This window comes from Streptomyces sp. NP-1717, from assembly GCF_022695985.1.
Taxonomy (GTDB): Bacteria; Actinomycetota; Actinomycetes; order Streptomycetales; family Streptomycetaceae; genus Streptomyces.
In genome coordinates, this window is the sequence record NZ_JAAPBF010000250.1 from 1 (window position 1) to 10,236 (window position 10,236).

General features: G+C 74.1%; 10 protein-coding genes and 1 pseudogene. 4 read left to right on the plus strand and 7 right to left on the minus strand.

What is annotated here, in order from left to right; all coding sequences use genetic code 11:
- Positions 1 to 20: 20 nt before the first annotated feature.
- The 5 genes from GXP76_RS30900 to GXP76_RS30920 all read right to left on the minus strand — a co-directional run bounded on the left by GXP76_RS30900 (position 21) and on the right by GXP76_RS30920 (position 5,700).
- Positions 21 to 368: a hypothetical protein gene (locus tag GXP76_RS30900; RefSeq protein WP_242574925.1), complete on the minus strand. Its 348-nt coding sequence runs from the start codon at positions 366 to 368 to the stop codon at positions 21 to 23.
- Between the two features lie 92 nt (positions 369 to 460).
- Positions 461 to 1,816: an AAA domain-containing protein gene (locus GXP76_RS30905; RefSeq protein ID WP_242574926.1), complete on the minus strand. Its 1,356-nt coding sequence runs from the start codon at positions 1,814 to 1,816 to the stop codon at positions 461 to 463.
- Positions 1,813 to 3,507, minus strand: coding sequence for a hypothetical protein (locus GXP76_RS30910; RefSeq protein WP_374363223.1), 1,695 nt, complete (start codon positions 3,505 to 3,507; stop codon positions 1,813 to 1,815). Before GXP76_RS30910 ends, GXP76_RS30905 begins: the two co-directional genes overlap by 4 nt.
- Positions 3,498 to 4,715, minus strand: coding sequence for a hypothetical protein (locus tag GXP76_RS30915; protein ID WP_242574927.1), 1,218 nt, complete (start codon positions 4,713 to 4,715; stop codon positions 3,498 to 3,500). The genes GXP76_RS30910 and GXP76_RS30915 overlap by 10 nt, the downstream gene beginning before the upstream one ends.
- Positions 4,615 to 5,700 carry a phosphatase PAP2 family protein gene (locus GXP76_RS30920; RefSeq protein WP_242574928.1) on the minus strand — a complete coding sequence of 362 codons (1,086 nt, stop codon included), beginning with the start codon at positions 5,698 to 5,700 and terminating at the stop codon, positions 4,615 to 4,617. Before GXP76_RS30920 ends, GXP76_RS30915 begins: the two co-directional genes overlap by 101 nt.
- Before the next feature lie 231 nt (positions 5,701 to 5,931).
- Between GXP76_RS30920 and GXP76_RS30925 the strand changes: the two genes are divergently transcribed.
- Entirely contained in the window at positions 5,932 to 6,528 is a 597-nt protein-coding gene (locus tag GXP76_RS30925) for a histidine phosphatase family protein (protein WP_242574929.1), read from the plus strand.
- Positions 6,529 to 6,577: 49 nt separating this feature from the next.
- Here GXP76_RS30925 and GXP76_RS30930 read toward each other — a convergent pair whose 3' ends face one another.
- Positions 6,578 to 7,963 (minus strand): tetratricopeptide repeat protein, encoded by a 1,386-nt coding sequence (locus tag GXP76_RS30930; RefSeq protein ID WP_242574930.1) that lies wholly within the window; start codon positions 7,961 to 7,963, stop codon positions 6,578 to 6,580.
- Between the two features lie 288 nt (positions 7,964 to 8,251).
- Between GXP76_RS30930 and GXP76_RS30935 the strand changes: the two genes are divergently transcribed.
- Together GXP76_RS30935 and GXP76_RS30940 are read left to right on the plus strand one after the other, a co-directional pair.
- The gene (locus GXP76_RS30935; protein WP_242574932.1) at positions 8,252 to 8,701 is read left to right on the plus strand and encodes a hypothetical protein; all 450 of its coding nucleotides are present in this window, start codon (positions 8,252 to 8,254) and stop codon (positions 8,699 to 8,701) included.
- Positions 8,702 to 8,756: 55 nt separating this feature from the next.
- On the plus strand, positions 8,757 to 9,653 hold the full coding sequence (locus tag GXP76_RS30940) for a spermidine synthase (protein WP_374363227.1): 897 nt from the start codon (positions 8,757 to 8,759) through the stop codon (positions 9,651 to 9,653).
- A gap of 40 nt (positions 9,654 to 9,693) precedes the next feature.
- Here the strand turns inward: GXP76_RS30940 and GXP76_RS35945 are convergent, their stop codons facing one another.
- A complete protein-coding gene (locus GXP76_RS35945) occupies positions 9,694 to 9,909 on the minus strand; it encodes a hypothetical protein (RefSeq protein ID WP_308354264.1) in 216 nt (71 codons plus the stop codon).
- A 22-nt stretch (positions 9,910 to 9,931) separates the two neighbouring features.
- Here GXP76_RS35945 and GXP76_RS35950 point away from each other — a divergent pair.
- Positions 9,932 to 10,236, plus strand: a pseudogene (locus tag GXP76_RS35950) (hypothetical protein); the annotation flags it as partial.

Consider the following 10,236-nt stretch of genomic DNA (forward strand, 5'->3'; position numbering starts at 1 on the left):
GCGCACTTCGGCCGGCCCGCTCACTCCCCGGGCGTGCGCCCGTTCCGCAGCAGATCGCGCCCGAACTCCACCATCTTCTTCGCGTAGTCCTCGGTCCACTCGGCCCGCTCGGCGATGTCGGCGGGCGTCAGCCGGTCGAACCGCCGGGGATCGGCGAGCTGCGCGGCGGCGACGGCCTGGAACTCCACGGCCCGGTCGGTCGCCGCCCGGAACGCGAGCGTCAGCTCGGTGGCCCGGGCCAGCAGCGCGCCGGGGTCGTCGATCGACTCCAGGTCGAAGAAGTGCTCCGGATCGGCCGCCGCCTCGGAGGGCTCGAACAGCAGCGGGGCGGGCCGCAGCCGTCGCTGACTCGACTCGGATTCCGCCATGTGTTCCTCCTGCTGCTCCTGGTGGGGGCGTGTGTGACGGCGTACGTACCGTTTCGGCCACCGTCCATTGTCCCGCCCCGCGCAAGGGGGCCTCATGGCTGCCAGGGGACGCGGTGTTCCGAGAGGTGGGAGAGCACCGCGTGGTTCGCCTCCCAGCCGTCCGGGAACTTGATCGTCACGCCCAGTTGCACCGGCTCCGTCGACGGGTGTTCGTCGAGCAGTTCGGGGACGCCCGCGCGGCAGACCACGATGCAGGCGTGGCGGTGCCGCGAGGTGAGTACGCACAGGCGGCCCGTCTCCAGATGGAACGCGGTCGCGTCCGGGCGGCCCGAGAGCGGGTGCAGGACGACCGTGACGTCGAACTCACGGCCCTGGAGCCGGTTCGCCGTGTCCACGGCCACACCCGTCACCCCCAGCTCCGCGAGGGCCGCGCGGATCGCCGCCGCCTGGTCGCGGTGCGCCGTGCCGACCGCCACGCGGTCGGCCGTCAGCGGCGCCGCGTCCGGGCCGCGCTCGCCGGTCGTCGCGCCGCCCCGGTCCAGCAGCCGGCGGACCACCAGGGCCACCGCCCGTACCGCCTCGGGGTCCGTACGGGGCGTACGCCGCGCGGGCAGCTCCAGCAGACCCCAGCCGGACGCCGCCGCCTCGTCCACCACCCGGTCCGGGCCCGAGCCGTCCGAGGGCACGGCGAAGGTCAGGCGCCGGTCCGCCGGGCCCGTACCGCTGCGGAACGGCGTGTACGGGTAGAACGCGTCCGACACCAGCGGCGCCGCCGACGCGGGCAGCCGCCACGAGACCGGCAGCCGGTGCTGCGGCAGTTCGGGATTGTGCGCGAGCAGCGTGGCGACCGCGCTCGCCGACGGGTCGTAAGAGAGCCCCGCCCACTGGTCGGCGCCGACCACGCTGAACGGGTCCAACTGACCGGGGTCGCCCACGAACAGCGCCCGTTCGAAGAGTCCGGCCACGGCGAGCAGCGCGTCCGAACGCATCTGGTACGCCTCGTCCACGATCGCGTGCCGCCACGGCTCGACGCCCTGCACATGCGCCCACTTCGCCGCCGTCGACACGACCACGTCGAGACCCGCCAGATCGCCCGCCTTCGCCGACTTCCGTACGGACGGCAGTTCGTTGAGTGACGGGTCGTACGGATCCGGGTCGTTGCTGTGCAGCCTGCCGACCGGCAGCCCGGGTGCCTTCTCGGCGAGGCGGGTGACGAGGTCGTCGACCTGGGCGTTGGTCTGCGCGACGACCATCAGCGGCCGCCCCGCCGAGGCGAGTTCGAGCGCGGCCCGCACGACGAGCGTCGACTTGCCCGCGCCGGGCGGCGAGTCGACGACCACACCCCGGTACGCGCCGTGCAACGTGTCGTGCAGGATCGCGTCGGTGGCCCGCGCGGCCTCGGCGCCGGGGTCGAAGCCGGCCCGGTCGGACGTGGTGGTGGCGGTCACAGGAAGTCCTCCTCGGTCACCGGATCGGGGAGCGGCAGCGGCAGCGGCGGTGGCGGTGGCGGTGGCGCTTCATCGGCACCACCCGCCCCGGGGGCCGGGGCGGCGGCAGCGGCGGTGACGGCACCCCCACCCGCTCCCTCCGTGCCCGGCGGACCCCCGTGCGTCCACGGCGTCTCCTCCGTGGACGGCAGCTTCGGCCCGCCCCGCTGGTCGTGTTCGAACAGGGTCCAGGCGATCCGGTCGCCCTTCTCCGGGAGCGACCCCTCGGCCGGCTCCTTGCCACGGCCCATCCGGTCCGTCAGCCGTACCACCAGCGTGCCGTCCCCGGCCGGATCCCAGCCGACGAACTCCGCCGACTGCGGCTTGCCGTCGAGCGAGCGGTAGACCTTCGTGCGCTCGCCGAGCTGGGGACTGTCCTCGCAGTACAGCGTGACCAGCGGGCGCGGACTGGGGCGCTTGCTCTCGCTGTAGGCCATCACCACATCCGTCACCTCCCCGATGAACGCCTCGCCCGACAGCCTGCGTCCGGCCAGCACCAGCGGGTCGTCCAGCGCCTCCTGCGCCTCCAACTGCCCCTGCGCCGTCTCCCGCGAGGCGAGCTTCTGCGCGGCCGTCACCGCGTCGTCGTGCCGGGGCTGCGGCGGCTCGCCGGAGCGCACCCGGTCGCGGTGGCCCGTGAAGGACCAGCGGTCGCGCGTCCAGCGGTCGGCGACCCGCGCCCCCTCCGGCAGCTCCCGCAGCAGGTCGAGCCCCCGCCACACCGCGTCCCACGTCGGCCGCGCCTGGCTCTCCAGCAGCGCCCGGATCTCCCGCTCGGCCCTCGTCAGCCGTCCCAACTGCTCGTCCGCGCCCGCTCCGTCCTCCGCGGCCCCGAGCGACTGGCGCGCCCGGTCGTACTCGTCGATCGCCGGCGCCAGCAGCCGGTTGTCGAACGCCGGGTCCGTCGCCGGACCCGCCGGCGGGCAGAGCAACTGGCCGCGGCCGTCGCGTGCCGTCTCCGCGCGGAGCGCGGCGTCCCGGCCCGAACCGCCGTCCGGCGGCGGGTCGATCCAGGCCAGCAGCGCTCCCAGATGCTGGTCCTCCAGGTTCGACTGCCCCGTCGCCCAGTGCCTGTTCAGCAGGTCCGTCGCCGCCAGCAGCAGCGACGACCCCGGCACCCGCGCCCGCTCCCCGTAGTGCGTCAGCCAGCGGCCGAGCAGCGGCACGCGCGCGGGCGCCGGATACGGCGTGTCCGGGTCCTGCTCCGCCGTACGCCGGAACCGCATGGAGCGACCCAGCAGCCGTACGAAGTCCACACCCGGCCGGTTCGGCACGATCAACTGCGGCGCGTCCACGCACAGATCGACCTCGACCTTGACGCGCTTGCCCGTCTCCGGGTCGGTCTCGCTCCGTTCGGCCGGCTCCACGTCGTCCGCGTACGCGTCCAGATGAGGCAGCAGCACCTCCGCCAGCTCGGCGAGGAACGCGAAGCGCAGATCGCGGTCGCGCGGCTGCGCCACCGTCAGCAGCCGGGGCGAATCGCGGTCCGTGCCCACGAGCGCGCCCAGCGGGGCACCCGCCTCACCGGCCGTCGTGAGCGGGACGAACACGAGCGGGCGTGCCGACAGCCTGCGGTGGCACACGGTGGCCAGGGGCTGGGCGCGACCGCTCTCCACGGCCTCCAGCCGGGCCAGTGTGCTGATCAGCGACATGCGGCGACCGCGCCTTCCGGGACGGACGCCAGCGCCTCGGCGCGCAGCGCGGCGGCCCGCCGCAGCGCCACGACCGTCGGATCGTCGTCGGCCGTCCCCGGCACCGTCCCGCCGCGCGCCGCCGCCAGGACGGCGTCCACCGTCGTCAGGCCGCCCAACTCGCCCCGTACGCCACGTCCCAGCGCCTCCACGGCTCCCGCCGAGCGGGCCCGGCCCCGGCAGTGGAAGGCCAGCTCGCAGGCCGCCAGACACTCGGGCGCGTACGCGGCCGTCACGGAGTCGACCGCCGCCGTCAGCTCGGCGGGCGAGCACCGCTCCAGGTCGAAACTGATGCCCTCGGGCAGGGTCGCCGCGATGTCCTCGATCCGGGTCAGCCGCGCGAGCTGCCGCCGGGTCACCGACCGCTGCTTGCGTACGTCGACGACCGACGCGGTCGGCAGGTTGGAGAAGTCCCTGGGGCAGACCAGCAGCACCGAGTGGTCCACCCGGGCGCCGGGCACCCGGTCGGCGACCCGCTCCAGCGCCAGCACGTACACGGCGGCCTGCCGCGCGGCGGCGCCCACCTTCGAGGCGTCGGCCGAACTGTCGATCATCGGGAAGGACTTGATCTCCACGACCGTCCACCCGCCGTCCGGACGCACCACCACCGCGTCCGGTTCCAGGAAGGCGGGCGAGCCCGCCACCTCCAGCGCGAGCAGCGGATGCACGAGCAGTGTCCACGCGGCTGACCCGGCGGCGGCGCCGGCCGCCTCGCGCAGCGCCAGCGCCGTACGCGCCGCCCGCCCCTCGGGGCCCACCGCCGCCAGATCGGGGACACGCACCTCACCGGGCATGGGCGCGGGCGTCCCCGCGCCCATGCGCTCGTGCAGCAGCCGCATCAACTCCGTGCCGCCGTCGGCCTTGACGCGCGCCTCGAACGCGTTGCCGCGCATGAACGCGAACTGCGACTGTCCGAACGGGGCGGGTGAGCCGAGTGCCGCGGCGAGCGCCGTCTTGTCGACCCCGGCGCCGTCGAGCAGCGCACGGCGTCCGCAGCCGGGGTTGGCGGCGAGGGCGGCCAGCGCGCGGGCATCCAGCGGATGCGGCGCGACCTCCGGCCCGCGCAGCTCAGCGAGTCTTTGCCGGAGCGTCGTCGGTCGCGGCTCCGGTACTGCCGGGGGTGCCGGCGCTGCTGTTGGTGCGGGTGCGCTGCCCGGGGAATCGCTCACCCGCGGAAGTCTCGCATCCGTCACTGACATTCGGAGGTTTGACCGGGGACTTGCCCACCCGGGACGTACCCGAGGCGTTCGCGACCGTGGACTTCGTCACCGTGGACTTCACGACCGTCGGTTTCACGACCGCGACCGACTGACGCCGCTGCCCGGGCACCGATCCCGTTCCCGATCCCGCCGCGAGCGGCGGCCGCGTGAACCCGTCCACGAACGCGTACCGGTCGGCCGCGCGCGTCCAGACCCGGTCGGCGGCCCGCATCGCCGGCCCCGTCAGCAGGGCGCCCGCCCCCATCACGAGACCGCCGGCGACCGCGTCGAGGAAGTAGTGGTTCGCCGTCCCCATCACCACGATCACGGTCAGCAGGGGATAGACGACACCGAGGACCCGCATCAGCGGCGTCCTGCCGTGCCGCCACAGCAGCACCCCGCACCACAGCGCCCAGCCGACGTGCAGACTCGGCATCGCGGCGTACTGGTTGGTCATCCCGCCGAGCCCGCGCGGCGCGCTCGCCTCCGCGCCCCACCAGCCGTACGAGCTGTACTGGGCCATCGTGTCGACGAACCCGTACGACGCGTCGAGCAGCCGCGGCGGGCAGGTCGGGAGCAGGGTGAAACCGATCAGGCCGAGCAGGGTGGAGAGCATCAGCCAGGTGCGCGCGGCGCGGTACCGCGCGGGGCGGCGGCGGAAGAGCCAGATCAGCACGGCCGGAGTGACGAGGTAGTGCAGCGAGGCGTACGCGAAGTCGGCGGGTATGCCGATGGCCGGCGTACTGGTGAAGAGTCTGTTGAGCGGATGTTCGGCGTTCAGGAAGAACGCCTTCTCTATTCGCAGGATCGCCAGGCCGTGGTCCACGGCCGTCGACACGTCGCCGCGCGCCAGGAGTCTGCCGGCCGAGTACGCCCCGTAGACCACCACCAGGAGCAGCAGTTCGGCCCACCAGCGGGGCCGGTGGGCGGTGCGCGCATGGACGGTCTGCGGCATCCGGACGCTCTCCCTCATGTGTTCACGCGGCCTTCCGCCGACGTTCAACCGTACGTGTAGGCGATCGCACGTATGCGAGGGGTCCCCCTACGTACCCAGGTGCCCCGGCGGAACCTCCGCGGCCTCACCGTGGGCTGCCCATTGGGACGCCGAGATCGTCCCGGAGGTTGCCCTCCGTTCAGGTACGGGATGATGGGAGGGCACCTGTTGTGAACCTCAGGGAGAGCTCCCATGGCACCGCGCATCCTCCTCGCCCGGCACGGTCAGACGGCGTGGTCGCTGTCCGGCAGGCACACCGGGAGGACGGATGTGCCGCTGCTCGACGAGGGCAGGCGCGGCGCCAAGCTGCTGGGGGAGCGGCTGCACCGCGAGCCGTGGTCCGGACTGCGCGACGCGGAGATCCGCACCAGCCCGCTGCTGCGCGCGAGCGACACCTGCGAACTCGCCGGGTTCGGCGGCCGGGCCCGGGCGTGGGACGCGCTGATGGAGTTCGACTACGGCGCGTACGAGGGCATGACCCCGGCCGAGATCCAGGCGGTGCGGCCGGGCTGGTTCATCTGGCGCGACGGCGTCCCCGACGGCGAGACGCTGGCCGGGGTCGCCGCCCGCGCCGACGAGGTCGTGGCGTGGGCCCGTTCGGCCGACCGTGACGTCCTGGTCTTCGCGCACGGCCACATCCTGCGCGCGATCGGCGCGCGCTGGCTGGGGGAGGACGTGTCCTTCGCCTCCCGGATCCGGCTGGCGCCGACGTCACTGTCGGTCCTGGACTGGGCGTACGGGGCGCCGGCGATCGACATCTGGAACGACACGGGGCATCTCGCGGGCTGAGGCCCCGTCCGCCCCCGTCCGCCCCCGACGACGCCGCACGGGCGTGCGGTCAGGCCCTGCGTGCCGTCGCCGCCGTCGCCGCGTGACGGTCCAGGAAGCCGCCCACCTCCGCCGTACGCCGCTTGGGCAGCAGCACCCGCACCATGCCCGCGAGCATGCCCTGGATACGGGACGACTGGACCTCGTCCATCAGGTCCAGCACCTGCTGCCCGGCCGCGGCGGCCTCGTCGAGGAAGCCCGCGCGCGCCAGGTTCGTGGCCAACTCCGCCCGGTAGAGCGCGAGATTGCGGGTGAAGTGCGGGTCCTGGAGGACCGTGGCCCGGTACGCGTGCCGCGCCGCCGCCGACCAGTCGCCCAGCGCGGCCCGGCACTGCGCCTGAAGCACCTCCAGCTCGGGCTCGCCGAAGAACGACATCCACTCGGGGTCGTCGTCCGACGGACCCCGCTCGAAGAACGTGTGCGCCTGCCCGAGGGACTGCTCGCAGCCCGTACGGTCCCCGAGCCCGGCCCAGCCGCCCGCCTCGCGCAGCGCGAGCAGCGACAGCAGCCGGGGCGAGGCGAGTTCCGCCGCCGCGCGCCGGCCGGCCTGCGCCGCGCGCACCGCCTCGCGGTGCCGGCCCGCGTCCCTCGCCAGGAACGAGGTGTTGCAGAACGCGTGCGCCTCAAGTCCCGGGTCACCGGCGACCCGTGCGGTCGCCAGTGCCTCCGCGTAGTGCGAACGCGCGTCGTCGAACCGGCCCGAGTCGTGAGCCAGCCAGCCCACCGAGATCGCCAGTTCGCCCGCCCCCGCGTGCAGGCGGTCGGCCGTCCGGCTCCGGGTGGTGGCCCCCGCGTCGAGGAGCGCGTACGCGGTCCGCAGGGGCTGCGCCGCCCGCCGGTAGAGCCCGTCGGCGCCGTGCCGGTCGTCCAGCAGCCGGATCCGCCGTACCGCCTCCTCCAGGGCGCCGACCTCCGCCTCGCCGACCTGCCGGGGGACGGTCCCGGTGATGGCCGGCGCACCGCCGATGTCGAGGCCGAGAGAGGCCGCCGCCACCGTCGCGGTGCCGTTCGTCATGAATGCGCGACGCAGCACGTCGCTCTCCTCGCTGATGTCACCGGTGCCGCCGCGCACCGGGGTCGGGTTCGGGAGGTCGGCCGGCGCCGGGCGGGCGTCGGCCTTTTTTCCGGATGCCCTGCCGCGTACGGCTTCACGCGGCGAGAAACCCAGATCGGCCAGGGTGAGGCCGGGAAACATATGGAGGAATACGCGTTCATACGCGTAGTTGGGACAGCGGATCTCGCCGGCCTCCACCCGTCCGATATAACGTGCGTCGCACGCGACCTGTTCACCGATCTCCCGGGCGGCCCTGCGTACGGCCGCCGCGAACTCCCCCGGCGAGCGACGGCCGCGCAGCCGGCGGAAGGTGAGATTGGGAACTGCCCGGGTCGACGCCATGGCCGAGACCTCTCTTGGGACACGTGGGTCCTGCGTGCCGGTTCACCTCGTCGCCGGTGAACCGGCGTTCCGGCGGTCCGGCGTCCAAGAACGTACCGGTTGTGACGAGTTGGCTACACGGGGTTTGGCTACAAACCGGATATCTCACCCACGATCTGCCATGAACTGCCATCCTTTGCGGCGGACTCGCGCCGTTGCCGTTGACGCCGGGACGCGTTGAACCATGCGGAGACGCACAACGTGTCTTCACTCGACGAGGAGAGTCCCTTGTTGAAGTGGGAGGTCGGTATGCAGGCCAGTGACGGCTCATGGGCGACTGATCGGCGCAGACCCTCGGCCGAGGCGAGCGAGTCGCCGGCGGCTGCTTCCGGCGGGTGCCACGGTGCGCCCTGTGATCTGGTGACCGTCCCGGCCCGCCAGGGGCTGGAGGCGGTCGACATCCTGCGCCGCGGCGCGGGCGAGGCTCCGTCGGTGGGGCCCGTGGTCCTCGACGGCACCTGCGACAACCTCACGTTCCTGGTGCCCCCCGGCACGGCGGCGGCCTGGGACATGCCCGGCAGCGCGTGTACGGAGACGGCCGGCCGGGGGCTGCGCGTACCGGCCGAGCCGCCCGTCAGCGGCGGCGCGTGGCTGCTGCCGCCCGACGCCGGCACCGGTGAGGTCACGGACCCGGAGGTGCTGCGGGTGGCCCTCGGCGAGGCGGCCCGGCTGATCGAGGCGGCGGACGGCCGCCGGTAGCGGCCGCGGTCGTCCCTCGCGCCGCGGGTCACCGCCGCCGGGTGACAATGGAGCGGTGGCGAAGAACCCGGCGGCGAAGAACAGGCGACGCGGACGAGGTGTCCCCGGGGCGGGGCCCGGGCACGACACCGCCACCGAGCCGGTCGACGGCGGTCTCGCCGAACTGGTGCCCGACCGTGAGCGTCCCGGTGCCTGGACGCTGCTGATCGACGGCGCCCCGCAGTCCCACGTCGACCTCGACGACCCGACGTATCTCTCCTTCCCCTACCAGCGCAGACTCGGCCACGTCGCCGATCTCGTCGCTCCGGCGGGCCGCCCGCTGCACGTCGTGCACCTCGGCGGCGGCGCCTTCACCCTCGCCCGTTACATCGCGGCCACCCGCCCCCGGTCCACCCAGCAGATCGTGGAGCTGGACGCGCCGCTCGTCCAACTGGTCCGCAGGGAACTGCCGTTGGACCCGGGCGCCCGGATCCGGGTCCGCTCCGCCGACGCGCGGGCCGGGCTCGCCAAGGTGCCCGACGGCTGGGCCGATCTGGTGATCACGGACGTCTTCGACGGAGCCCGTACCCCGGCGCACCTGACCAGCGCCGAATTCCTCGCCGATGTACGGCGCGTGCTGGCACCCGGCGGCGGTTACGCGGCCAACCTGGCCGACGGGCCGCCGCTCGCGCATCTGCGCGCCCAGATCGCCACGGCCGCCACCGTCTTCCCGGAACTGGCGCTCGCCGCCGACCCGGCCGTACTGCGCGGCCGGCGCTTCGGCAACGCCGTACTCCTCGCGTCGGACCGGGAGTTGCCGGTCGCCGAGCTGACGCGCCGGGTCGCGGGCGATCCGCATCCGGGGCGCGTGGAACACGGCCGGTCGCTCAGGGACTTCACCGGCGGCGCGGTGGTGGTCACCGACGCGAACGCGAAGCCCTCGCCCGTACCGCCGCCGGGTACGTTCGACTGAACGGACGGGCCCGACAAGCCCGTTCGGCGCCCGAGGGCACTCACCGCTCGTCGATCTGCACCCGCGGCGCCGAGTCGTGCCAGGTGCAGAAGACCGAGACCTCCCGGTCGTCCCGGGTGAACGTCACCCGGATCCAGAAGTCCTGCTTCCAGACCTGCATCCGCCAGCCGGCCTCCGGTGTCGCCGAGACCAACTCCGCCGACTCGCTGCCGAGATCGAAGACGACCCGCCCGCCGTCGACCGGATAGCTCTTCACGTTCCCCGGCGTCGTGGCGTCCGTGCCCGGATCCGGCGGCGGCTTCTTCGCCGACGGCTCCGCGGGCGCTGTCGCCGGCGGTTCGCCGTCCTGCGTCCGAGAGGGCTCCGGGGTCCCGGCGGACGCGGGCGACTCCGGCGACGAGGGCGAGGGAGGCGGGCTCGGCGGGCGATGGGTCGAGGAGGACTGCGGCCGGGCGCGCTGCGTCGTCGCGCCGTCCCCGGTGATCGGAAGCGCCCGGGGCCTGTCGTACGCCGTGCCCACGACGACCGTGTGCACGCCCCACCAGGACAGCGTGACCGCCGCCCCGGTCGCGAGCGTCCACGC